Annotated in this window: 19 protein-coding genes and 3 tRNA genes; 14 read left to right on the forward strand and 8 right to left on the reverse strand. The window is 32.5% G+C overall.

Annotation, left to right across the window (positions count from 1 at the left end):
* Nucleotides 1–76: 76 nt before the first annotated feature.
* Nucleotides 77–961 carry an NAD kinase gene (locus tag Q1B05_RS01975; protein ID WP_299776992.1) on the reverse strand — a complete coding sequence of 295 codons (885 nt, stop codon included), beginning with the start codon at nucleotides 959–961 and terminating at the stop codon, nucleotides 77–79.
* A 2-nt stretch (nucleotides 962–963) separates the two neighbouring features.
* Nucleotides 964–1623, reverse strand: a complete 660-nt coding sequence (locus Q1B05_RS01980; protein ID WP_299776994.1) for a CBS domain-containing protein — start codon at nucleotides 1621–1623, stop codon at nucleotides 964–966.
* Between the two features lie 91 nt (nucleotides 1624–1714).
* Here Q1B05_RS01980 and Q1B05_RS01985 point away from each other — a divergent pair, with 91 nt between their 5' ends.
* The 6 genes from Q1B05_RS01985 to clpX all read left to right on the forward strand — a co-directional run bounded on the left by Q1B05_RS01985 (nucleotide 1715) and on the right by clpX (nucleotide 7145).
* Nucleotides 1715–2428, forward strand: a complete 714-nt coding sequence (locus tag Q1B05_RS01985; RefSeq protein ID WP_299776996.1) for a pyridoxine 5'-phosphate synthase — start codon at nucleotides 1715–1717, stop codon at nucleotides 2426–2428.
* Between the two features lie 21 nt (nucleotides 2429–2449).
* Nucleotides 2450–3214, forward strand: a complete 765-nt coding sequence (locus tag Q1B05_RS01990; protein ID WP_299776998.1) for an alpha/beta fold hydrolase — start codon at nucleotides 2450–2452, stop codon at nucleotides 3212–3214.
* A 31-nt stretch (nucleotides 3215–3245) separates the two neighbouring features.
* Nucleotides 3246–3593, forward strand: a complete 348-nt coding sequence (locus tag Q1B05_RS01995; RefSeq protein ID WP_299777000.1) for a phage holin family protein — start codon at nucleotides 3246–3248, stop codon at nucleotides 3591–3593.
* A gap of 161 nt (nucleotides 3594–3754) precedes the next feature.
* Nucleotides 3755–5083, forward strand: coding sequence for a trigger factor (gene tig, locus Q1B05_RS02000; RefSeq protein ID WP_299777002.1), 1329 nt, complete (start codon nucleotides 3755–3757; stop codon nucleotides 5081–5083).
* Between the two features lie 93 nt (nucleotides 5084–5176).
* On the forward strand, nucleotides 5177–5851 hold the full coding sequence (gene clpP / locus Q1B05_RS02005; RefSeq protein WP_299777004.1) for an ATP-dependent Clp endopeptidase proteolytic subunit ClpP: 675 nt from the start codon (nucleotides 5177–5179) through the stop codon (nucleotides 5849–5851).
* 61 nt (nucleotides 5852–5912) lie between these two features.
* Entirely contained in the window at nucleotides 5913–7145 is a 1233-nt protein-coding gene (clpX, locus tag Q1B05_RS02010; protein WP_299777006.1) for an ATP-dependent Clp protease ATP-binding subunit ClpX, read from the forward strand.
* 231 nt (nucleotides 7146–7376) lie between these two features.
* Here the strand turns inward: clpX and Q1B05_RS02015 are convergent, their stop codons facing one another.
* On the reverse strand, nucleotides 7377–8894 hold the full coding sequence (locus tag Q1B05_RS02015; protein WP_299777008.1) for a GH3 auxin-responsive promoter family protein: 1518 nt from the start codon (nucleotides 8892–8894) through the stop codon (nucleotides 7377–7379).
* 40 nt (nucleotides 8895–8934) lie between these two features.
* On the opposite strand from Q1B05_RS02015, the gene Q1B05_RS02020 reads away from it, so the two are divergent.
* Nucleotides 8935–9729, forward strand: a complete 795-nt coding sequence (locus Q1B05_RS02020; RefSeq protein ID WP_299777010.1) for a DUF2797 domain-containing protein — start codon at nucleotides 8935–8937, stop codon at nucleotides 9727–9729.
* Nucleotides 9730–9793: 64 nt separating this feature from the next.
* Here Q1B05_RS02020 and rpsU read toward each other — a convergent pair whose 3' ends face one another.
* The 3 genes from rpsU to Q1B05_RS02035 form a co-directional block, all read right to left on the reverse strand.
* Nucleotides 9794–9988 carry a 30S ribosomal protein S21 gene (rpsU, locus tag Q1B05_RS02025; protein ID WP_159021845.1) on the reverse strand — a complete coding sequence of 65 codons (195 nt, stop codon included), beginning with the start codon at nucleotides 9986–9988 and terminating at the stop codon, nucleotides 9794–9796.
* Between the two features lie 42 nt (nucleotides 9989–10030).
* Nucleotides 10031–10894, reverse strand: coding sequence for an RNA polymerase sigma factor RpoD/SigA (locus Q1B05_RS02030; RefSeq protein WP_057777960.1), 864 nt, complete (start codon nucleotides 10892–10894; stop codon nucleotides 10031–10033).
* 140 nt (nucleotides 10895–11034) lie between these two features.
* Entirely contained in the window at nucleotides 11035–11739 is a 705-nt protein-coding gene (locus Q1B05_RS02035) for a queuosine precursor transporter (protein ID WP_299777020.1), read from the reverse strand.
* A gap of 158 nt (nucleotides 11740–11897) precedes the next feature.
* Here Q1B05_RS02035 and folK point away from each other — a divergent pair, with 158 nt between their 5' ends.
* Nucleotides 11898–13019 (forward strand): 2-amino-4-hydroxy-6-hydroxymethyldihydropteridine diphosphokinase, encoded by a 1122-nt coding sequence (folK, locus tag Q1B05_RS02040; protein ID WP_299777022.1) that lies wholly within the window; start codon nucleotides 11898–11900, stop codon nucleotides 13017–13019.
* Here the strand turns inward: folK and Q1B05_RS02045 are convergent.
* Nucleotides 13016–13552, reverse strand: a complete 537-nt coding sequence (locus Q1B05_RS02045) for an RNA methyltransferase (RefSeq protein ID WP_299777024.1) — start codon at nucleotides 13550–13552, stop codon at nucleotides 13016–13018. The two genes, folK and Q1B05_RS02045, sit on opposite strands and share 4 nt — an antisense overlap.
* 134 nt (nucleotides 13553–13686) lie before the next feature.
* On the opposite strand from Q1B05_RS02045, the gene mutS reads away from it, so the two are divergent.
* From mutS to Q1B05_RS02070, 5 genes are all read left to right on the forward strand, one after another.
* Nucleotides 13687–16308, forward strand: coding sequence for a DNA mismatch repair protein MutS (gene mutS, locus Q1B05_RS02050; RefSeq protein WP_299777026.1), 2622 nt, complete (start codon nucleotides 13687–13689; stop codon nucleotides 16306–16308).
* A 131-nt stretch (nucleotides 16309–16439) separates the two neighbouring features.
* Nucleotides 16440–16511: transfer RNA gene (locus Q1B05_RS02055), tRNA-Gly, on the forward strand.
* A 37-nt stretch (nucleotides 16512–16548) separates the two neighbouring features.
* Nucleotides 16549–16634, forward strand: a tRNA-Leu gene (locus tag Q1B05_RS02060).
* A gap of 89 nt (nucleotides 16635–16723) precedes the next feature.
* Nucleotides 16724–16809: transfer RNA gene (locus Q1B05_RS02065), tRNA-Leu, on the forward strand.
* Between the two features lie 322 nt (nucleotides 16810–17131).
* Nucleotides 17132–19534: a hypothetical protein gene (locus Q1B05_RS02070; protein ID WP_299777028.1), complete on the forward strand. Its 2403-nt coding sequence runs from the start codon at nucleotides 17132–17134 to the stop codon at nucleotides 19532–19534.
* A gap of 35 nt (nucleotides 19535–19569) precedes the next feature.
* Here the strand turns inward: Q1B05_RS02070 and Q1B05_RS02075 are convergent, their stop codons facing one another.
* Entirely contained in the window at nucleotides 19570–21891 is a 2322-nt protein-coding gene (locus Q1B05_RS02075) for a patatin-like phospholipase family protein (RefSeq protein ID WP_299777031.1), read from the reverse strand.
* A gap of 326 nt (nucleotides 21892–22217) precedes the next feature.
* Between Q1B05_RS02075 and Q1B05_RS02080 the strand changes: the two genes are divergently transcribed.
* Nucleotides 22218–24467, forward strand: coding sequence for a transglycosylase domain-containing protein (locus tag Q1B05_RS02080; RefSeq protein WP_299777033.1), 2250 nt, complete (start codon nucleotides 22218–22220; stop codon nucleotides 24465–24467).
* The last annotated feature ends 3 nt before the right edge of the window (nucleotides 24468–24470 follow it).

Here is a 24470-nt window from a genome sequence, read left to right on the forward strand (position 1 = left end):
AACAAATAAGATTAGCTCATAACAAATTGAATTAATTTGTCTTAAAGTAAAAACTGAAATCTGATTAAAATATTGTCTAATTTCGTTTGTCTTCTCCCCATAATAATTTTTTTCTGAGAGTATTTAAAAAGCTTTCGTTTAATAATTCTATCATTTTAACTTTAAAATCGGCTTTTTTTATGGTTAAAATTGTTTCGTTATTTATGGTTGCAATTCTAGAGTCTAAAGATACTAAATAGGTGTTTTCTCGTCCACTTACTTTTAGTTTTATTTCGGTAGAATCTGTTATAACTAAGGGTCTTGCGTTTAAATTGTGTGGCGCAATAGGTGTTAATGCTAAACTATTTGTGTCTGGTGTTATTACTGGTCCGCCACAGCTTAATGAGTATCCCGTAGACCCTGTTGGAGTAGAGATTATTAATCCGTCGCTCCAGTACGATGTTAGGTATTCATCATTTAAATAGGTTTCAACAGTAATCATAGATGTGGTATCTTTTCTACTAACGGCAATTTCGTTTAAAGCGAAATTCATGTTCGAAATGTCTTTGTTTTCTGTTGATGTTGTTATAGCTAGTAAACTTCGTTCGGAAATTTTATAGTTTCCATTTAAAATATCGTCTATAGCTTTTTCTATATATTCTTTAGGAATAGTTGCTAGAAAACCCAATCTCCCAGCATTTATACCAACAATTGGGATGCCTAAATCTTTTATATAAGTGACGGCTCTTAATATGGTACCATCTCCGCCAATACTTATTAATAGGTCGTAAGTATTGTCCAGAGTATCGAAGGTGTTAAAAACATTATATTTCTCATCATCCTTTATTTCATTATGAATTAAATCGAAAAAGTGCCTTTCAATAAAAATTTCAGCATTCTTTTTTAAAAGATGTCCAAGGAGTGTTTCTACAGGAATATCAGAGTTTTTATGATAAAATTGTCCAAAAATGGCGATTTTCATAATTACATGTTTAGGTATTTGTTTAAATAATCAGATCGTTCTTTTAGGCTTTCAATATAACTATCGTCTTCATGTCCCGATATAATACTGTAATCGTAACGTCTAAAGGTTTGTATAATATCGTTTAAACTAGAGTTTCCTATTTTTAACGTTAATTGCGCTAGCTCGTTTTCCATTTTTGAAATAAATGCACCTAATAGTTTTCCGTTATTAGATTCTACGATCTGAGATATTTCGCTAAACGAAAAATCGTCTATTCCTTTTTCTACCACTAAAGTACCTCCGTCTTCTGCAAAAAAAGGTGTTTGGTGAAATAAAGTAATAATATCATTTAATTCATAATACCCTAAATACCTGTTGTTAGCGTCTAGTACAGGCATAATATTCGTTGAGTTTTGGGCAAATTTTTCTAAAACATCCAGCCAGTTTTCGTCGTCACGAACAAAAAAACCTTCGGCGGCATAAGTATAATCGCTTATAAATTTTTCGCGTTCAAAGCAATATACGTCGGTTTCAGAAAGACAACCTATGTAAATATTCTCTGTGTTTATAACAGGTATGTGTGTATAGGTAAGCTGATTAAAAAGCAATTGCATGTCACTAATTTTGTCGCTTATGCTTAAAGGCTTAATATCGTTTATAATATATTGGGAAATATTCATTTTATCCTCGTTTACTAAAGCGCAAATTAATTAAAAAATAGTACAATAAGCCTGTTCTACTTTGTATTTTTGTGATATCAAAAAAGGATTTATGACAAAGTTAAGTGTAAATATTAATAAAATAGCAACGTTAAGAAATTCTCGCGGAGGCGATTTTCCAAATGTTGTACAATTTGCTAAAGATGTTCAGCGTTTTGGTGCCGAAGGTGTAACCATACATCCTAGACCAGACGAGAGACATATACGTTACCAAGATGCGTTCGATTTAAAGTCTGAAGTTTATACAGAATACAATATAGAGGGAAATCCTATTAAGAAATTTATGGATATGGTTTTAGAAATAAAACCAACGCAAGTTACACTAGTTCCGGATGGCGACGATGCGATAACGTCTAACGCAGGTTGGGATACAATAAAACATAAAGATTTTTTAGTTGATATTGTTAAAGAGTGTAAACGTAACAATATACGTACATCTATTTTTGTAGACCCAGAATTAAAACAAATTGAAGGTGCTAAAGTTATCGGGACAGATCGTATTGAATTGTATACCGAAGCATTTGCGCATCAATTTGGTTTAGGTAATTTAGAATGTATTGTGCCTTATACAGATTGTGCCGTGTTGGCTAATAGTTTGGGGCTAGGGATAAATGCTGGGCACGATTTGTCTTTAGATAATATTAAATTTTTTAAAGATCATATTCCAGGTTTGATGGAAGTTTCAATCGGTCATGCTTTAATTTCAGAAAGCTTGTATTTGGGGATTGAGAACGTTATAAATATGTATTTGAATAAACTGAAGTAAGATTTTTAAAACAAAAAAGTAATGCAATTACATGCTAACGTATTAGGCGAAGGTACGCCGTTTATTATTCTTCATGGCTTTTTAGGCATGAGCGATAATTGGAAAACTCTTGGTGTTCGTTTTAGTGAACATCATTATCAAGTGCATCTAGTAGATCAGCGCAACCACGGTAGAAGTTTTCATAGCGACGATTTTAGTTACGAACTTTTAGTCGAAGATTTAAAAGACTATTGTGATACCAATAATTTAAAGCATATTGTGCTTTTGGGGCATTCAATGGGAGGAAAAACAGCCATGTTGTTTGCAACCAAATATCCAGAATATGTATCTAAATTAATTGTTGCCGATATTTCTCCAAGATTCTATCCAGTGCATCACGATGCCATTTTAAATGGATTAGGAACTTTAGATTTTTCTGAAATAAAAACAAGAGGAGCAGCAGATAAAGCATTGGCTCAATACGTGTCAGATTTAGGAACACGTCAGTTTTTATTAAAGAATTTATACTGGGTAGAAAAAGGACAGTTAGGTTTGCGTATAAATTTAAAATCGTTAACAGAAAATGTAGCCGAAGTAGGAGAGGCGTTGCCAGTGCATGCAGAATTTGATGGCGACACATTATTTCTTCGTGGCGATAAATCAGAATATATAGCACTACAAGACGAGGGTATTATAAAAACACACTTTCCAACGGCTAAAATTATAACTATAAAAAATGCAGGACACTGGTTGCATGCAGAAAACCCAGAAGATTTTTACAATGAGGTTATGCGTTTTATTTCGTGATTTATCTGTAAATTAGATAAAAATTAGCCTTATGAAACAAATTATTAAATTTCTTTTAACAGCTCTAATTGTAGTATTGTTATCTAGATTCTTATCTGGAGTTCATGTAGACTCTTATATTACGGCTATTATTGTGGCTTTAGTATTAGCTGTTTTAAATGTTCTGGTAAAACCTATTTTGCAAATACTAACTTTTCCAATAACCATTATAACCTTTGGATTATTCTTGTTTGTGGTTAATGGTTTGATTATCTTATTGGTAAGTAAATTGGTTGGAGGTTTTAGTGTAGATTCTATATGGTCGGGGATATTGTTTAGTATTTTGTTAACGCTATTACAATCTATAATATACAGTATAGTAGGAGACGATAAAAAATAGTCTGAAATACAAGACGTTAAAAACTTTGTAGGGTTGTAAAAATGTTTTATTTTTGCAGCCCGTTTTTAATTAGAAAAATCAAGGAGAATCTGTACTTTTACATTCAAAATTAGAACAGAAACTTATGTTAAATGCCCAAGCTGGGTTTTATATCATTTAAAATGAATATTACAAGAGAGAACATCGATGCATTAAATGCTGTAGTAAAAGTTGATATCGCTAAAGAAGATTATAGTGATAAAGTAGAGAAAATCTTAACAGATTACCGAAAAACAGCAAACATTCCTGGATTTAGAAAAGGACATGTACCAATGGGAATGGTAAAAAAACAGTACGGTAAAGCTGTTTTGGTTGACGAAGTAAATAAATTATTACAAGACGCTTTAAATAAATATTTAACTGAAGAAAAATTAGATGTTTTAGGTCAACCACTTCCTAAAGCTCAAGAAGGAATCGATTGGGATGCTGAAGCATTTTCTTTTGAATTCGAATTAGGTTTAACTCCTGAGTTCGATGTAGAGTTAAAAGGTAAAGACGCTATTACTCAATATAACATTGTTGCAGACGATAAAATGATCGACGAACAAATTGAGAATATTCAAAAACAATACGGGAAATTAATTCCTCAAGACGTTATAGAAGAAGACAGTGAAATTACTGGAACTTTTAAAAACGAAGACAAAGAAATAGAAAACACTCTTACTTTAACTTTAGATAAACTTAAAGGAAAAGCAAATGCAAAGAAATTTGTTGGTGCTAAAGTAGGTGATGTTATTACACTTAAAACTAAAGGACTTTATAGCGACGATCACGATTTAATGCATGCATTAAAAGTGTCTCATGATGACGTTCATGGTTTAGATATTGAAATAACATTTACTATTTCAGAAGTAAATAAACGTGAAGCCGCAGATTTAGATCAAGAATTATTTGATAAATTATTCGGAGAAGGTACAGTGAAATCTGTAACAGAATTAAAAGAAAAGATTAAAGAAGATGCTGAAAAGCAATTCGTACAACAAGCTGATCAAAAACTTTTAAACGATGTTACTGAATATTTAGTAGACAATACTAAATTTGATTTACCTTCAGAATTCTTACAAAAATGGATTCAAGCAGCAGGAGAAACACCTCTTGACGATGCAGCTGCTAAAGAAGAGTTTGAAAAGTCTGAAAAAAGTATGCGTTACCAATTAATTGAAGGGAAATTAATTACAGCGAATAACATCCAAATTACTATGGATGATATTAAAGATCATGCAAAAACCATGATTAAAGCTCAAATGGCTCAATTTGGTCAGTTAAATCCTTCAGATGAAGAATTAGAAGGTATTGCTGCACGTGTTCTTGGAAATCAAGATGAAGCACGTCGTATTTCAGAACAAATCGTTAGCCAAAAGCTTTTAGCTGTTTATAAAGAAAAAGCAAATTTAGAAGTAAAAGAAGTGACTTACGAAAACTTTGTTAAAGAAGTTTACGGAGACAAATAAGTCAACTGTTTTAAAGAATAATCATTATATTTAGGCGTTGAATATGTTTTATTCAACGCCTATTTTATTCATTATTTAATCAAAAATAACATTATGAATTACGGAAAAGAATTCGAAAAATTCGCTATAAAAGATCAAGGGATAAGCAGTACATATTATAACCAAATAATAGGTAGTATGTACCCTACAAATTTAACACCAAACATTATTGAAGAACGCCAGATGAATGCTGTGGCAATGGATGTGTTTTCGCGTTTAATGATGGATCGTATTATCTTTATGGGCACAGGAATTAATGATCAAGTGGCTAACATTATTCAGGCACAGTTATTGTTTTTAGAAAGTACAGATGCTAATAAAGATATTCAAATTTACATTAACTCTCCAGGAGGAAGTGTATACGCAGGTTTAGGTATTTACGATACGATGCAATTTATTAAACCAGACGTTGCAACTATTTGTACTGGAATGGCTGCATCTATGGGAGCAGTATTATTATGTGCAGGTGCTAAAGGAAAACGTAGTGGTTTAACACACTCTCGTGTTATGATTCACCAACCTTTAGGAGGAGCTCAAGGACAAGCGAGTGATATTGAAATTACGGCACGCGAAATTTTAATATTAAAAGAAGAATTATATAAGATTATTAGTAAGCATTCAGGTCAGGATTACGACAAAGTGTATGCAGATAGTGATCGTGATTACTGGATGAAAGCTGATAAAGCTAAAGATTACGGTATGATTGATGAAATATTAGTGAGAAGCTAATACAGATCAAAAAAAACAGTAGCAATTTGCTACCGTTAAAAAGTGAAATTTAAAAAGATTTATGGCAAAGGAAGAATTAGAATGTTCGTTTTGTGGAAGAAAGAAACCTGAGACTAGTTTATTAATAGCAGGTTTAGATGCGCATATTTGCGATCGTTGTATCGAACAAGCACACGGTATTGTTTTAGAAGAATCTAAGCAATCAGATAATAGTGAATTATCTGCCGAATTAATGTTGCGTAAACCACTTCAAATTAAAGAGTTTTTAGACGAGTACATTATTGGTCAAGATATGACTAAAAAGGTAATGTCTGTTGCTGTCTATAATCATTATAAGCGTTTGTTACAATCGCCATCTAAAGATGATATTGAGATCCAGAAAAGTAATATTATTATGGTTGGGCAAACTGGTACAGGAAAAACATTAATGGCTAAAACCATTGCGAAAATGTTAAATGTACCTTTAGCTATTGTTGATGCTACGGTATTAACTGAAGCTGGTTATGTTGGTGAAGATGTAGAAAGTATCTTAACACGTTTATTACAAGCAGCAGATTACAGTCTTGAAAAAGCTGAAAAAGGAATTGTTTTTATAGATGAGATTGATAAAATTGCACGTAAAAGCGATAACCCTTCAATTACAAGAGATGTCTCTGGTGAAGGTGTACAACAAGCGTTGTTAAAACTTTTAGAGGGCACAACTGTAAACGTCCCGCCTAAAGGAGGTCGTAAGCATCCGGATCAAAAATTTATTGAAGTAAATACTGAAAACATCCTGTTTATAGCAGGTGGTGCTTTTGATGGTATTGAACGTAATATTTCTAAACGTTTAAATATGCAAGCTGTTGGGTATAGTGCTTCTAAATCTGATGATGTAATAGATCGTAATCATTTATTACAATATATTATTCCAAAGGATTTAAAAGACTTCGGGTTAATTCCTGAAATTATTGGGCGTTTACCTGTATTAACTTACATGGACCCGTTAGATGCTAAAACTTTAAGAGCTATTCTTACAGAACCTAAAAATGCAATTATTAAGCAGTATGAGAAATTGTTCGAAATGGACGATATTAAATTTCATATTACAGATGGTGCTTTAGACTTTATAGTTGAAAAAGCTATAGAATATAAATTAGGTGCGCGTGGGTTACGTTCGTTATGTGAAGAGGTGTTAACAGATGCTATGTTTGAGCTTCCTGGTACAGACGAAAAAGAATTAAAGGTTACAAAAGTATATGCCGAGAATAAATTAAATAAAACAACTATTAAAAAGTTGAAGGCAGTATCTTAAATATTTAAGAACTTATTATAAATAAAAAAACCACTCTAAGGAGTGGTTTTTTTATTTTGGTTGCTGTAACAATAACTTGCAACATACTGTAAATAAACAGATTTTGACTAATAGCTTGGCAAATGTATACTGATTATGAGTATTAAAAAAAGATATGCCTAGATTTTAGATATATGAACGTTATTTGACGATGAAGTGATTATTTATCTGTTTTTCATCATCTTGAAATCATTATTTTGAATTTAAAACCAGTAATTCATCTATATATTCTCTTGAGTTTGATAATCTTGGAATTTTGTGTTGTCCTCCTAATTTGTTGTGTAGTTTTAACCAATCATAAAATAAATTTTGTTGTCCTATATGTATGGTTGGTCTGTTTAATGTAATATTATTATAACGTTTGGCTTCGTAATCTGAATTTAAAGCCTTTAAGGCATTATCAAATAATTCGATAAAGTAATCCATATCAACTGGGGCTTTTTTAAATTCTATAATCCATTCATGTGCTCCTTTTTCCTTGTCTTTCATAAAAATAGGTGCACCAGTATAATCTACAATTTCAGACTTGGTCCGTTTACATACCTTTTTTAAAGCATCTTCAACATTTTCAATTATCAATTCTTCTCCAAATACATTTATATGGTGTTTTGTGCGGCCAGACACTTTTATTCTGTAAGGTGAAACAGATGTAAATCTAACAGTATCTCCAATTTTGTAACGCCAAAGTCCGGCATTAGTAGTAATAACTATAGCATAGTTTTTATTCAGTTCAACTTCACTTAATGGAATTATTTTTTCTTGAGGCGTATTGTATGTATCCATAGGAATAAACTCATAAAAAATACCATAATCTAACATAAGTAAGAGTTCTTTAGTATCGTTGTGGTCTTGTATTGCAAAGAATCCTTCAGAAGCATTATAGGTTTCGTAATATTTAAAGTTGTTGTTCGGAAGTATTTTCTTGTATTGATCTGCATATGGCGTAAAACTTACTCCTCCATGAAAGTATACTTCTAAATTAGGCCAGACATCATATAAATTACCTTTTCCTGTTGTTTCTAGTACATTGTTTAATAGAACTAACATCCAAGACGGCACTCCAGCAAGACTCGTTACGTTTTCCATTATAGTTTCGTCAACAATTGCTTGCATCTTGATTTCCCAATCGCTCATTAACGAAATTTTATTACTTGGTGTACTGCTAAATTCTGCCCAAAATGGCATATTCTCAATTAAAATAGCAGATAAGTCACCATATACAGTACCATTCTCTTTGTATAATTCCTTGCTTCCTCCTAAGCGCAGTCCTTTTCCTGTAAAGAGCTGAGAGTTTTCGTTATTATTTAAGTACATGCAAAGCATATCTTTTCCTGCTGCATAATGGCAATCTTCTAGAGATTCTGAGCTCACAGGAATAAATTTACTTTTAGCATTTGTCGTTCCGCTAGATTTTGCAAACCATTTTATATGTGATGGCCAAAAGATATTATCTTCTCCGGCTCGAGAACGCTGAATTAAATCCTGGTAATCTTCGTAAGTCGAAATAGGAACACGTTCTGCAAATGTTCGATAGTTTTTTATCGAGCTAAATTCATGTTGTCTACCAATTTTAGTGTCTTTAGCGGTTTGAATTAAATTTAAAAGTAACTCGTGTTGTACTTCATTTGGATATTTTAGAAATAAATCGATTTGATGAAACCGTTTTTTCAGGAACCAAGAGGCTATTGAGTTTACTATAGTAATTGGCATATTTACATTATCTTTAAGAATTAAAAATAATACTTTTTTTATGACTTACGAGGGTGTTCTAACAAAAATGGAAACCGAATATGCAAAACCTATTCAATATTATCTAGTTTTTGATTCTGACTTTTTAAATATGAATCAATTATTAAATAAAACTTTAAATATTAATTTCATAAAATACCAATGCTTAAACTGTGGATTAGATAAAAAAATATACAGACAAGGTTATTGTAAAAGTTGCTTTTTCGAAATTCCACAAGCAGCAGACTGGATTATGAAACCTGAATTGAGTAAGGCACATTTAGATATTGAGGACCGTGATTTAGTGTTCGAAAAAAAAGTACAATTACAACCACATATAGTGTATTTAGCAAATTCTGGTAGTGTAAAAGTTGGGGTTACAAGAAAAGGACAAGTGCCCACACGATGGATTGATCAAGGTGCTCATGAAGCTATAGAAATTGTTGAGGTGCCTAATAGATATTTGGCAGGAATTACAGAAGTTGCTTTAAAAGAGTTTGTGTCAGATAAAACCAATTGGCGTACGATGCTTAAAAATGAAATTGCAGATGAAAACTTAGAGGAGTGGAGAGATAAGTTAAAAGCCTACATTCCTGAAGACGCAAAACCTTATTTTATAGAGAATAATAAGGAAACAGAAATAGAATTTCCTGTACTTCAATATCCTGTTAAGCCAAAATCTTTAAACATTGAAAAAATGCAACATTATTCTGGTGTGTTAAAAGGGATAAAAGGGCAGTATTTAATATTTGAAGATGATACCGTTTTTAATATACGTAGTAATGAAGGGATGTATGTCTCCGTGACAATAGACTAAAACAAAAAACACGCTTTAGAAATGAATCTAGAGCGTGTTTTTTTATTGTATATAAAAGTCAACATTAAATATCTTCTTGATCTCTCAAGTTTTGGATATAAGCTGCTTTTTGGTTTTCTCTTCTTCTTTTTACTGAAGGCTTAGTGAAAAATTGATTCTCTCTTAAAGTTTGCATAACTTTTACGTTTCTGTGTTTTCTTTTGTAACGTTTAAGAGCGCGATCGATTTGCTCGCCTTCTTTTACTATAATTTTAAGCATCTAAATTCTGGTTTTAGTAATTAATTATTCTGAGTTTTAGGATTATCCTAAATAAGTTTTTAAGATTTTGTTTTTAGAGCTATGACGTAAACGTCTAATCCCTTTTTCTTTTATTTGTCTAACACGTTCGCGAGTTAAATCGAAAGTTTCTCCAATTTCATCTAAACTCATTGGTGCTTCGTTGCTTAATCCAAAAAACAAACGCAATACATCACTTTCTCTAGGAGATAATGTGTCTAGTGCTCTGTTAATTTCAAGATTTAACGACTCGTACATTAAATTGTTATCAGGGTTTGGCGATTCTCCAGATTTAACAACATCGTATAAGCTAGACGTTTCTCCTTCTTTTAATGGCGCATCCATTGAAAGATGACGGCCAGAATTTTTTAAAGACTGTTTTACTTCGCTTACAGTCATATCCAATTCATTTGCAATCTCGTCTGCACTTGGCGGACGTTCATGAGATTGTTCTAGAAAAGAATACGCTTTGTTAATTTTGTTAATCGAACCAATCTTGTTTAATGGTAATCTTACAATTCTAGATTGTTCTGCTAAAGCTTGTAAAATAGCTTGACGAATCCACCATACGGCATAAGAAATAAACTTAAATCCTCGAGTTTCATCAAAACGTTTTGCAGCCTTTACTAAACCAGCATTACCTTCATTAATTAAATCAGGTAAAGTTAAACCTTGGTTTTGATATTGTTTAGCAACTGAAACTACAAATCGTAAATTAGAGGTTGTTAACTTATCTAAAGCCACTTGGTCTCCTTCTCGTATGCGTTGCGCTAATTCAACTTCTTCTTCAGCTGTAATTAGTGGCATCTTACTAATATCTTGTAAGTACTTGTCTAACGATTTAGATTCCCTGTTCGTTACTTGTTTTGTAATTTTTAATTGCCTCATTTATCTGTTTTTGTTTTGTGCGTATCTATCAATATAAACTAATTTTTAATAAATCCTAATTTTATGTCACTTAATTCATTAAAAATGAATAATTAAGCTAGATTCATTTAAATACAAGTTATAAGTAGGTCTGTTTAGTACTAAATAAGCTGTATTTCTTCATTTACTTTTAGATTGAAACGCCTTCTAAATAGATAAACGCCTAAATATAAAAACGGAGTATCAAATAAAGCCATTAAGACTTTAAATAAAAATCCGCTGATTAATAACCCTGCAAATTTAGTCCATTCTATTTTACCAAAAAAACAAAGTAGCAATAAAACAGTCAATGTGTCGATAAATTGTGATAAAAAAGTGGAAAAATTGTTGCGTAACCACAAATGTTTCCCTTTAGTGACCGTTTTCCAGTAGTGATAAATCTGAATATCTATAAATTGAGCAAATAGATAAGCCATCATACTTGCTAAAACTGCAATTGCTGTGCTTCCAAAAACGCTAGTAAACTTAATATCGTTTACCGGAGACCAAGATGTTGCAGGAACAGCATTTGCTGTATAAATAATAGCCATTGAAAAGAGTGAAGCAAAAATTCCAGTAACCACTACTTGGTTAGCTGCTTTTTTACCGTAAATCTCACTTATTAAATCTGTAATTAAAAATGTAATGGGATATGGAAGTATTCCAACCGATACTTCAAATAAATTCGCTCCAAAAATAGTAATGTTAAAGGGGTACCAATAAAAGAATTTTTGAAAAATAAGATTCGATACCACTAAAGACGTCATGAATAAAGCACCTAGTAATAGGTAGATACGGTGTGCTAAAAAGTGATTCTTTTGGTTCATAGTTTTAAAATTCAAAAACAAACCTACATATTTAATTTCGAAAACACATTTTAACATTTAAAAGTCTTGGTTTTTGAAGTTGAAATTTTATCGGTGTTTAATGCCTAAATACAAGTTTAAGTAAATTACTTTTCTTTAATTTGCCCATATTTTAGTTCATGGCAAAATACGTTTACATATCAATAGGAAGCAATAAAGGCGACAGGTTTCAGAATTTACAATTAGCTGTTAATCGTATGTTTGATCTTGTGGGGTCTATCGAAAATATTTCAAAAGTGTATACTTCTCCTGCTTTTGGTTTTGAAAGTGAAGAGTTTTTAAATGCGTGTTTAATTATTAAGACAGAGCTTCTACCTGATAAGGTTATGCAGTATTTGCTTGATATTGAAACGGAATTAGGTCGTACACGAACTGAAGGTGTTGGTTACGAAGCGCGTGTAATAGATCTAGATATCATTTTTTTTGAAGATGAAATTATTAATACGCAATTATTACAAGTGCCACATCCAGAAATGCAAAAACGTAGATTTGTAATATTACCTTTAAACGATATTGCATCAGGTATTGTACATCCTGTTTTAAAACATACAGTTCGTGCTTTATTAAATAATTGTGATGATACAAGTGAATTAGTGGCTATTGATAAACATTTAGAAAACCCGATTAAAACGTTTAATTTTTCTCATAGAAATTTTATTGCTATTGAAGGGAATATTGGTGCAGGAAAAACAAGTTTAGCAACTAAAATGTCTGAAGATTTTAATGCCAAATTAGTTTTAGAACGCTTTGCTGATAATCCGTTTTTACCGAAATTCTACGATGATGCTATGCGATATGCATTTCCTTTAGAAATGTCTTTTCTGGCCGACCGTTATCAACAAATTTCAGACGATTTATCGCAACTCGATTTGTTTAAAGATTTTATTGTAAGTGATTACGATGTGTTTAAATCGTTAATTTTTTCTAGAATTACGTTACAAGAAGACGAGTTTAAACTCTATAGAAAGTTGTTCTATATTATGTATAAAGAAATCGCTAAACCCGATTTGTACATCTATTTGTATCAAAATACAGAGCGCCTTCAGCAAAATATTAAAAAACGTGGTCGTGATTACGAACAACAAATAGAGGACGATTATCTCAATAAAATCAATTTAGGTTATTTAGAATTCTTAAAAAATCAGACAGAATTAAAAGTCAAAATTATTGATATTTCCGATATGGATTTTGTAGCCAATCGCGCCGATTATTTAAATATTTTAAAATTAATTTGTTCTTAAATTAAAGCTTTCATTTTACTAAACACATCCCAAATAACCACACCTGCACTTACTGAAATGTTTAGAGAGTGTTTGGTCCCAAATTGAGGGATTTCAATCACCATGTCGCTTTTAGAAACAACATCTTGAGCCACGCCTTTTACTTCATTTCCAAACACTAAAGCGTAGGTCGTGTCTGTTTCAGGAGTAAATTCGTCAAGCATGGTTGCATGTTCAGCTTGTTCAATACTTAATACTTTTACATTTTCAGCTTGTAGTTTTTCAACAACATCTAACGTGTGTTCTGCATGTTCCCAAGCCACAGTTTCTGTACTTCCTAAGGCTGTTTTGTGTATGTCTTTATGTGGCGGCGTTGCAGTAATGCCGCAGAGGTAAATTTTTTCAATCAAAAACGCATCACTCGTTCTAAATACCGAACCAATATTGTTTAAACTTCTAATGTTGTCCAATACTATAATAAGTCGTGTTTTTTTAGTGTCTTTAAAATCTTCAACACTTAATCGGTCTAACTCGCTATTTTTTAATTTACGCATACTATTTAATTTCTGTATTCTTTAATTCTATTGATTTTCTGAATAGGGGCGAACATATTTTCAAAAAAATCAAATTATGGTTACATTGCAACGGTATTTAAAATGCAAAAATAACACTAAAAAACGTCTTACCCTTGGCAAAAAAAACGAAAAAAGAAACGCCGTTAATGAAACAGTATAATGCGATTAAAGCAAAGTATCCAGATGCTTTGTTGCTATTTCGTGTAGGCGATTTTTATGAAACCTTTGGTTCAGACGCGATTAAGACTGCAGGAATTTTGGATATTACGCTAACAAAACGTGGTGCAGGAAGCGAAAGTGAGATAGAATTAGCCGGATTTCCGCATCATTCTATAAACACCTATTTACCAAAATTGGTAAAAGCTGGCGAACGTGTTGCGATTTGCGACCAGTTAGAAGACCCAAAGCAAACCAAAACGATTGTAAAACGTGGCGTTACAGAATTAATTACGCCAGGTGTATCGCTTAACGATGAGGTGTTAAAATCGAAATCGAATAACTTTTTGTGTGCGGTGCATTTTGGGAAAATTAATATCGGAATTTCATTTTTAGATATTTCTACGGGGGAGTTTTTAACCTCGCAAGGAAACGAAGAATACATCGATAAGTTACTTCAGAATTTTAATCCGAGTGAAATATTAGTGTCGAAGCAAAAACGTAATCTGTTTAAAAGTGCTTTTGGAGACGATTATCATGTGTTTCATTTAGAAGATTGGGTATATCAAACTGATTATACCAATGAAACCTTATTGAAACATTTCAACACAAAAACATTAAAGGGTTTTGGTGTTGAAAATTTAGAAGAAGGGATTATTGCTTCGGGTTCTGTGTTGCATTATTTAGGCGAAACACAGCACAATAAATTAGAACATATTACCTCTATTTCGCGTATAGCAGAAGATGATTATGTGTGGATGGACCGATTTACTATGCGGAATTTAGAGTTGTATAATTCTACTAATAATAATGCCGTTACGTTATTACATATTATAGATAAAACCATTTCGCCAATGGGCGGACGTTTATTAAAGCGTTGGTTGGCATTGCCATTAAAAGATGCTAAAAAAATAAAACAACGTCATGAGGTAGTCGATTTCTTAACCAAAGAAAAGGAGATACATCAAAAAACGAGACAACATATAAAACATATAGGCGATTTAGAACGCTTAATCTCTAAAGTAGCCACCGGGAAGGTGAGTCCGCGTGAGGTCATTCAGCTTAAAAACTCATTAGAGGCGATTGTACCTATAAAAGCATTAGCGTCTCAATCTCCTAACGATGCTTTAAAAATTATAGGTGATAAATTACAAAGTTGCGATGTGTTGCGAGAGAAAATTAAGCAAACGTTAAACGAAGAAGCACCGGTAAATGTTTTAAAAGGACACACGATTGCTGAAGGATTTTCGTCCGAGTTAGACGAGCTTCGTGGCTTATCAACGTCAGGGAAGAATTATTTAGACGCCATGTTGGAGCGCGAATGCGAGCGTACCGGAATAACGTCTTTAAAAATTGCGTCTAACAACGTCTTTGGTTATTATATAGAAGTTAGAAACACGCATAAAGACAAAGTTCCTGAAGAGTGGATTAGAAAACAAACCTTGGTTAGTGCCGAGCGTTACATTACTGAAGAATTAAAAGAATACGAGGCTAAAATTCTTGGTGCAGAAGAACGTATTTTAACTATAGAACAAAAGCTGTTTTCCGATTTAGTGTCGTGGATGAGTCAGTATATTAAACCTGTTCAGCAAAATGCATTTTTAATTGGGCAATTAGATTGTTTATGCGGATTTGCACAATTGGCAAACGATAATAATTATGTGTATCCTGTTTTAGATGATACATTCGATTTAGAAATTGTTGAAGGGCGTCACCCGGTAATTGAGAAGCAATTACCAATAGGCGAAGTTTATATTGCCAACGATGTGTTTTTAGACCGTTCGACTCAGCAAATTATCATGATTACTGGGCCAAATATGTCGGGTAAATCGGCTATTTTACGTCAGACGGCACTTATTGTATTACTAGCTCAAATCGGGAGTTTTGTGCCTGCTAAATCGGCTAGAATAGGTGTAGTCGATAAAATATTTACTAGAGTAGGAGCAAGCGATAATATTTCGATGGGTGAATCGACATTTATGGTCGAGATGAACGAAACGGCATCTATTCTAAATAATATGTCGGAGCGTAGTTTAGTGTTATTAGATGAGATAGGTCGAGGAACCAGTACTTACGATGGGATTTCTATTGCTTGGGCCATTAGTGAATATTTACATGAACACCCTGCAAAAGCTAAAACCTTATTTGCTACGCATTATCATGAATTAAATGAAATGTCTGAAACCTTCCCTAGAATTAAGAATTTTAATGTCTCTGTAAAAGAGTTAAAGGACAACGTACTGTTTTTAAGAAAATTGATTGAAGGAGGTAGTGAACATAGTTTTGGTATACATGTAGCGAAAATGGCGGGAATGCCACAGCAAGTGTTACATAGAGCTAATGCTATATTAAAGAAATTAGAAAAATCGCATTCTAGCGATGAGCTTACAGATAAAGTGAAAACACTATCAGACGATTTACAGTTAAGTTTCTTTAATTTAGACGACCCTCTTTTAGAAAATATTAAAGAAGAAATTATCAATACGGATATTGATACATTAACTCCTGTTGAAGCACTTATGAAACTTAACGAAATTAAAAGAATGCTTACAAAGCCAAGTAAGGCCGCGAAAAGTTGATTTTTTTGATATTGATTTTCAGTAATTTAAAAAATAATTTAATTTTTTTTAAAAAAAAGCTTTGAGATACCAAGAAAAGTCCTAAATTTGCACCCGCAATAGTAATGTTGCTACGTTCATTAAAACACTACGCGAAAGTAGCTCAGGGGTAGAGCATCACCTTGCCAAGGTGGGGGTCGCGGGTTCAAATCCCGTCTTTCGCTCTATACTGTTTTATTTTTTTTGAAAATATACCAAAATGCTGAAGTGGTGGAATTGGTAGACACGTTGGACTTAAAATCCAATGGGTAGTAATGCCCGTGCGGGTTCAAGTCCCGCCTTCAGTACTAAAGCCTTTATCGTAAGATAGAGGCTTTTTTATTATTATTTTCAATCTCTGTATTTATAGAGATTGTTTTAATAAATTATATACCATGCAGAAATGGTGGAATTGGTAGACACGTTGGACTTAAAATCCAATGGGTAGTAATGCCCGTGCGGGTTCAAGTCCCGCTTTCTGTACTAAAGCCTTTATCTTAATAGATAGAGGCTTTTTTGTTTTATAGCATGTCATACTTTAAATGCTTTTACTTTTCTTTTATATCTTATTCTTTGTGCTTCGAATGGCTATGAAAGGATCAGTTTGTCTTTTTTATTCAGGTCTTTTTTGTTAAAATAACAAGTCATATTGTTGTAGTGTGTTGTTTTTTAGGTGATTTTTGTTTTTTAATTGTTAAATTGGTATAGTCTTTGAGAGTTGTTAAAAATGAATCAAAATTGAGAATTATGAATTTGTAATCTTCTTTTGCTTCTAACAACCATTGTATAACCAAACACTACTTTCATGAAAAATTTTATTACAGTATTCCTATTGCTAATTTCAAGTACAATGTTTTCGCAAGAAGCGCGTAATGTTATTGATTCGACACTTATAAATTCAGATTATTTTCACGACTATCCGCAAGAGAAAATATTTGTACACACCAATAAGACCTTGTATTTCTCTGGAGAAAAAATTTGGTGGAAAGCTTATGTCGTTAGTGATAGCGACGATACACCCTTGGTTACAACTACAAATTTGTATGTAAATCTCTACGATTCGCAAAAGAAGCTAATCTCTAGTCAGTTATTCGATTGTGTAGAAGGGAAGTCTTTTGGAGAAATAGAATTATCTAAGGATCTTAAAACGGGGACATATTACATTCAGTTAGATACACAATGGAATAGGAATTTTAATAATAGATATGTTTCAAAAATTAATGTTGTAAATACTTTTGATACTAGTGGGGAAGTCGCACTGGCAGATTCAGAGCCAAATACTGAAGATATTAATATTAATGCCGAGACACCTTTACAAGCGGTAGATGTTAATTTTTACCCAGAAAGCGGAACCTTGCTAAATAATGCTGCAAATGTAATTTACTTTACTGTAACTAGTGACGATTTATATGTTGCAAATCAGGATGTGGAAATACAAGATAAAGCTTCAGGAAAAACAATTGCAAGTGTAAAAACCAATGCTTTTGGAGTAGGAGCGTTTAATGTGTTTAGTTTGCCTGATCACGATTATGTTTTAAAGCTTAAGCGTGATAAGGATTATACATTTCAACTCGATAAAGCTGTGGATTCGGGTATTGTTATAAGTAAAGAGACAAGTGAACTGGATTCAGATAAAGCACAATTTAAAATTACATTAAGTACAGATTTATCTAAAAAGTATAATGAGCAAAATCTTTTTGCAACGGTACATCGTAACCAAAAATTACTTTATATTTTACCTATAAAGATTGATAAAAAACATATTAAATATAGTATTCCAATTGCTAAAGCGCATCTTTTTAATGGTGTAAATACAATTACTTTATTTAATGCGAATAACAAACCTGTAGCAGAACGTCATTTTTATGTAGAAACTAAAAATGAAATTAAAATTGATGTAAAACAGAATGAGGTTGTAGGAGATTCTCTAGGGTTAGATTTTAATATTAAAGGTAATGCTATAGTTTCAAATTTAAGTGTTTCGGTATTGCCACAAGACACAAAATTAAACGCTGATGCATCAAATATAGTACATGGCTTTTTGTTAGAGCCTTATGTAAATACGAGTGTGCCTTCTGGTTTAAGTCTATCTAAAACAGATTTAGATTTATTTCTGCAATTTAATACAGGTGCTACAACAACTTATCAATTAAATAACGATAAACCTGTTTTTAGTGTAGAAAAAGGATTGGATGTAAGAGGAGTTGTAAATGCTAAGGTTAAGGAAGGTTATAAAGTGATGCTTTCTTCTACAGTGAATGGTATTTTGGAGGTAACGACTATAAACCCTGACAAGTCCTTTGAGTTTAAAAACCTGGTTTTAAAAGACAGCTCTAATTACAAACTGTCTTTAATTAATAAAAAAGGAGGGTTGTTAGATGCTACTTTTTATGTGTATGATTCTAAAAGTAATTACAAACCAGATAATTTTCTAACGTATTCTAAAACAGATTTAAAAACAACTTTAAAACAAGCAGAGCCTGAGGATAATAATTACAGTCTAACATATAGAGGCTCGGAGGTTTTAGAAACTGTTAATTTAGAGGGTACTAATGTCGATAAAAATAAGAAAAAGCCAAGGGTTTGGTCAAACACGGGATCTGTAAACATATTAGAAATTACAGAGTCACAAGAGAAATTTTTAAGTGTTTGGCAGTTTTTAAGAATTCAGCCTCAGCTTCAGGCTTTTGATTTAAAAACGACACCTGAATACAAAATTTATTTTAAAAGACCTAGAGGACTCAATCCAGCATCTGCATTAATTGTTATTGATGGGGCTATGTCCTATGCAGGGCTTCTAGAAAATATTCAATTAAGTGATGTGGCTTCAATTCGGCTCGATGTAAATGGTTACAAGTTTGGAAATAATGGTGGTGGCGGTGCTATATATGTGGATTTAAAAGAAAGTTACGAATATGATTACGATAAAATAGGTCATAATTACTTTGAGAGTGAAGTCTCATTTGGTTTTACAGAACCTACGTTAACTTTTGAAAGACCATTGTTTACATTTAATACTAAAGAATCAAAACAGTTTTACAACACTTTAGATTGGATTCCGAATTTTACTGTTTTACCAAAAACACAGAACACATTAAGAATATATAAAGGCGATTACGATAAAATTAAACTCTTTATTAATGGTATGAATGCAAATGGTGAGGTATTTTCTGATGTTGTAGAAGTGTCTTTGGAGTCTGAATTGTAGTTTAGTATTCTAGAGTATAAAAGATGAAAATTTGTTTATCGCCCTAAAGGAATACCTATTCCAAAAAATAATCGGAATTTATCGGTGCTGTTTATCCATGATAAGTCTAAACTTACTGGGCCAATAATCGTATTGCAATCAAGTTTTGTTCCAATAGACACAAGTTTACTTGTGTCTAAATTATCTTTCCACTCCCCTTTTGGATTTAAGGCATTTTCAGAGTAGTCTGTAAAATTTCCAAACCCAACAGTAGCCATATTGAGATGGGGTGTAATGTATAATTTTTTTATAAACTGATATTGTAGAGCAATGTTAACTCCCATAAATTGACTCACTGGTAATTCGTCTTCTAAAAGGCCATAAAACATATAGTTGTCTTTTCGTACTCGTCTTAAATTTCCGCCTAAGAAATAGTTTGCGCCATAGCCTAATTCTTGAAACGAAGCATCTCCATATTCTTCATTATCTATAAATGTAAATCCAGCATTTGCACCTAAAATTAAGCTAAGTTTACTGTTAAATGCTTTTGCGCTTTTAAAGTTTAATCTAAATTTTGTGAATCCGCTAAAGTGCCCCGATTGGTTACTAGATAAGGTTTTGTCGTAATAGCTAGCTTCAACTTTATTGGTAAGTGCTCTTCCTAATCGGGCTTCGATATTCAAACCTTTTGTGGGTAAAAAAACTTCGTTTAAAGTGTTGTAAACATATTGCCCGTAAACCTCGGTAGTTCTAAATTTGTAACTTACTAAATTTAATATATTGTTTATTACGTCCGGATCTGCATCTGGTTTTACAACAGTGCTTTGGTAATTTATTCCTACACCAGCGTAACTATTAAGCGTATGTATGTTACGGTTAATTTCATTGTCAAATTGTAAAAATTTGTAATTCATTTCGTCTGCCGATTCTCCACTTATAATGACATCTTGATCGAGTTTTTCTCCAAAGACCTCAGATCTAAACCACCAGTTTTTATTTTCTCCAAATATTTTTTGGTATTGTACTTTAAATTTTGGTTGTTCGGCAATGTCTAATGTTACAAGAAAGCGAGAAGATGCTCCTATAATGTTTCTACCTGTATAGTTAACTAATAGCCCTACGCCTCTATAATCGTCAAAATGAACAGCTAATTTAACCTGATTATGTGCCTTTTCTTTAGCTATAATTTCAATACCGGTATTTTTGTTGTTTAGTATTGGGTTGGTGTATATAGAGCTAAATAAGTTGGTTCCTAGAATTCTGTTAATATGTGTTCTTGCTTCTTCAACAGTGTATTCTTCTTTTTCTTTTAATCCGGATCTAGATGTTACTAATCTTAAGTTATTTTTACTAATGCCTTTGTAAACTATAGTGTCTAATATAACGTGATCACTTACATCTGGTTTTTTATGTGCTTTTTGCTTGTAAGGTTTTAGCATTTCTGCAAGTGCAAGAAATTTGTCTTCGTTATCTAGCACAGCTTTTTTCCCTTCTTCATAAATAATCTCGTTTTTATCGAAATCACCTGGAGTGTAACTTAGATTGGGTACGTTATCAATTAAAATATCGCAATCATTTTTGTTTTTTGCTGTCTCGAGATTACTAGATAGCATACCTGTTTGGAAGAGTAAATTTTCCAAACTACTTAATTCTTCTTTTGTTTGTAAACCACCACTAACTTCGCTTCCTATAATAAAGTCTGCACCTAATTCTTTTGCAACATCAACAGCAAAATTATTTAAAACGCCACCGTCTACAAGTAAAGTGTTTTCGTATTCTACGGGCTTAAAAACACCTGGAATAGACATGCTTGCTCGCATAGCGGTTGTTAAAGAACCACTAGATAGAACCACTTGTTTTCCGTTTACAATGTCTGTAGCCATGGCTCTAAAAGGAATCGGAAACTTGTCGAAATCTGTTATATTATAGACAGGATACGTGAGTACACTAAAGAATTCTCTTAAATTTTGGTCATTTAAAATGGCAAGGACAGGTTTTGGTTTTTTGTCAATAACCTCAAATCCTACTGAATAACGACCAAATTCACTTTTTTCCTCATTACTCACACTGTTAATAGATACTTTTCCTCTAAATAGGTTATCCCAATCTGTTGTTTTAGAAAGTTCAGCAATCTCATCTCCGGTGTAACCTATAGAGTATAATGCCCCCACAATACTTCCCATACTGGTTCCAACAATTAAATCCGGAACAATACCTAGAGAGTCTAATTTTTGTAGTGTAGGAATATGTGCAATTCCTAAAGCACCGCCTCCACTTAATACGAGTGCTACTTTTGGTTTCTCCTTATCTTGAGCATGAGATAAAATAGGTAATAAAATACAGCTTAAAAGAATGAAAAGTTTGTTGAAATTATTCATTTTTAGGAAGGAAATAGTCGGTTAATTAAAGGAAGAATGTGCCTTCTGTACAAATGTAGGGTAAATTACGTTAGACTTTAAATATTCTAAAATAGAAACGTCAATTAATTGTGTTAAAAAATGTCTTGTAATAGATAGATGTTGAATCAATTTATGAAAAATAAAGAAAAAATCCCTGTTTTAGAATATATTAGCTAAGTCAACGTTTTATTGTTAACTAAATTTTGTTTGAGAATTTCATTGTTCTTATATAATTTTACAGCACGTAAAAACAGATTTCGAATTAGGTAAAGTAATTTGTTTAATAACCTTTTTAAAACTTAAGATTGAAAAATAATACACAAAATAAAAAGAGGAATTGGTTTCGCGTTATTGTAAAACTATTTCTATTGGGGGTGTTTTTAATATTGCTTTTTATTGGAAGTATTTATGTGGGGTTATGGGGGCGTATTCCTTCGAAAACAGATTTATCCGATTTAAAGCAAGCAGAGGCAAGTCTTGTACTCGATCATAATAATAAATTACTGGGTAAGTATTTCGTATTCGATAGAAGTATCATCCGTTTTAACGATATTCCAGACTATCTTGTAAATGGTTTAATTGCAACTGAAGATGCTCGTTTTTATGAGCATAATGGTATTGATTATCCAAGCTTTTTCAGAGTGTTTTTTAAAAGTTTATTACTTCAAGATAATTCAGCAGGAGGCGGAAGTACCATTACGCAGCAGTTAGCTAAAAATTTATACGGCAGAGAGAATCATGGTTTATTATCTATGCCTGTTAATAAAATTACAGAGATGATTATTGCATCTCGAATTGAAGCTATCTATGGTAAAAATGATATTATAGCATTGTATCTGAATACCGTGCCTTTTAGTGAGAACACCTTTGGAATTGAAAGTGCAGCACAACGATTTTTTAATACAACAGCAAGTGATCTCACGCTGTCGGAGGCTGCAACTTTAGTGGGATCACTTAAAGCAAACCATAGCTATAACCCAAGGTTGTTTCCAGAGCGCAGTCAATTTCGACGTGATGTGGTTTTGCAGCAAATGAAGAAATATGGATATATAAATGAAGCTACACGATTAAAAGAAAGTAATATTCCTATCGAAATCGATTATCATAAATTCACTTATAATGAAGGTTTAGCTCCTTATTTTCGAGAAAAAGTTCGTAAACAAGTCTCTCGTGTTTTAGATAGTATTAATAAAACAGATGGTAGTACTTATGATTTATATAAAGACGGTTTAAAAATAACAACCACATTAGATAATACCATGCAAGAGTATGCCGAAAAAGGCATGAATAAGCATATGGAACGTTTACAGCGTCAGTTTGAAAAAGCTTATGGTGCCAATGCACCTTGGGTGAAAAATGAAACATTAATTAAAGAAACAATTCAGAAATTACCTGAGTATAAACGCTTGCAAAAAAAGAACTTGTCTGAGGCTCAAATTATGGATTCTCTAAGAAAAAAAACAAAGAAACCATTATTTACTTATGAAGGAGATACCATTGTTTCTATGTCGACTATAGATAGTTTAAAGCACTATTTAAAATTTTTAAATGCTGGATTTGTAGCTTTAGAGCCAAATTCTGGTGCAGTGAGAGCTTATGTTGGAGGCATAAATTTCGAGCATTTTAAATACGATCATGTGTCTATGGGGAAACGCCAAGTAGGATCAACATTTAAACCTATAGTATATACTGCAGCATTAGAATCTGGGATGGAGCCTTGTACTTATTTTTCGGTAAAAGAAGTAACCTATACAGATAAAGACGGTTGGACACCATCAAACGCGTCGAATGATGAAGACGATCCGTATATGAATTATTCATTAGAAAAAGCATTGAGTAGGTCTATAAATACCATTGCTGTAAAAGTTTTGGAAGAAGTTGGCATAGCTCCCGTAATTGCTCAAGCACGTAAAATGGGAATTGTTTCAGACTTACCAGAAGTACCATCTTTGGCTTTGGGAACTGCAGAATTATCGCTTATGGAATTAACATCTGCGTACACAAGTTATGTTAATGAAAGTGTGCCTTCAAAACCTTATGTTATTGAAAAGATTGAAGATAAAGATGGTAAGGTTTTGTACGAGTATACACCGTCTAGACCTCTTGAAGCTGCGTTTTCTGAAACAACTAGAGAAATTATGATAGCGTTTATGAAAGCAACTATAGACGAGGGGACGGCAAAGCGTATGCGTTCTACATATGGTTTAACTAACGATATGGCAGGAAAAACAGGAACCACACAAGATAATCGAGATGGTTGGTTTATGAGTATTACACCTAATCTGGTAATGGGGTCATGGGTAGGTAACGACGATCAGCGTATTGGTTTTAGTAATACAAGAATTGGTCAAGGAGCTAATTCAGCATTGCCTATTGTTGCTAATTTTGTGTCTCGATTAAATGAAAATAGTGATTTTAATAATATTACGAAAGCGAAGTTTAAAACGCCATCAGAAGAGGTTTTACAAGCCTTAGATTGTGATCCTGATAAACGTGATGGGTTTTTTAAGCGTCTTTTCGGTAAAAAGAATAAGGAGAAAGCATTTGGAGAATAGATA

This window comes from uncultured Formosa sp. (genome assembly GCF_947500765.1).
Classification (GTDB): Bacteria; Bacteroidota; Bacteroidia; order Flavobacteriales; family Flavobacteriaceae; genus Formosa.

Coding starts and splice junctions, on each gene's coding strand:
- clpP (WP_299777004.1), top strand. CDS start 5,177: ATGAATTACGGAAAAGAATTCGAAAAATTCGCTATAAAAGATCAAGGG.
- Q1B05_RS01985 (WP_299776996.1), top strand. CDS start 1,715: ATGACAAAGTTAAGTGTAAATATTAATAAAATAGCAACGTTAAGAAAT.
- rpsU (WP_159021845.1), bottom strand. CDS start 9,988: ATGCTTAAAATTATAGTAAAAGAAGGCGAGCAAATCGATCGCGCTCTT.
- Q1B05_RS02015 (WP_299777008.1), bottom strand. CDS start 8,894: ATGCCAATTACTATAGTAAACTCAATAGCCTCTTGGTTCCTGAAAAAA.
- Q1B05_RS02020 (WP_299777010.1), top strand. CDS start 8,935: ATGACTTACGAGGGTGTTCTAACAAAAATGGAAACCGAATATGCAAAA.
- Q1B05_RS01975 (WP_299776992.1), bottom strand. CDS start 961: ATGAAAATCGCCATTTTTGGACAATTTTATCATAAAAACTCTGATATT.
- tig (WP_299777002.1), top strand. CDS start 3,755: ATGAATATTACAAGAGAGAACATCGATGCATTAAATGCTGTAGTAAAA.
- clpX (WP_299777006.1), top strand. CDS start 5,913: ATGGCAAAGGAAGAATTAGAATGTTCGTTTTGTGGAAGAAAGAAACCT.
- Q1B05_RS02030 (WP_057777960.1), bottom strand. CDS start 10,894: ATGAGGCAATTAAAAATTACAAAACAAGTAACGAACAGGGAATCTAAA.
- folK (WP_299777022.1), top strand. CDS start 11,898: ATGGCAAAATACGTTTACATATCAATAGGAAGCAATAAAGGCGACAGG.
- Q1B05_RS01995 (WP_299777000.1), top strand. CDS start 3,246: ATGAAACAAATTATTAAATTTCTTTTAACAGCTCTAATTGTAGTATTG.
- Q1B05_RS01990 (WP_299776998.1), top strand. CDS start 2,450: ATGCAATTACATGCTAACGTATTAGGCGAAGGTACGCCGTTTATTATT.
- Q1B05_RS02035 (WP_299777020.1), bottom strand. CDS start 11,739: ATGAACCAAAAGAATCACTTTTTAGCACACCGTATCTACCTATTACTA.
- Q1B05_RS02045 (WP_299777024.1), bottom strand. CDS start 13,552: ATGCGTAAATTAAAAAATAGCGAGTTAGACCGATTAAGTGTTGAAGAT.
- Q1B05_RS02075 (WP_299777031.1), bottom strand. CDS start 21,891: ATGAATAATTTCAACAAACTTTTCATTCTTTTAAGCTGTATTTTATTA.
- Q1B05_RS02070 (WP_299777028.1), top strand. CDS start 17,132: ATGAAAAATTTTATTACAGTATTCCTATTGCTAATTTCAAGTACAATG.
- Q1B05_RS01980 (WP_299776994.1), bottom strand. CDS start 1,623: ATGAATATTTCCCAATATATTATAAACGATATTAAGCCTTTAAGCATA.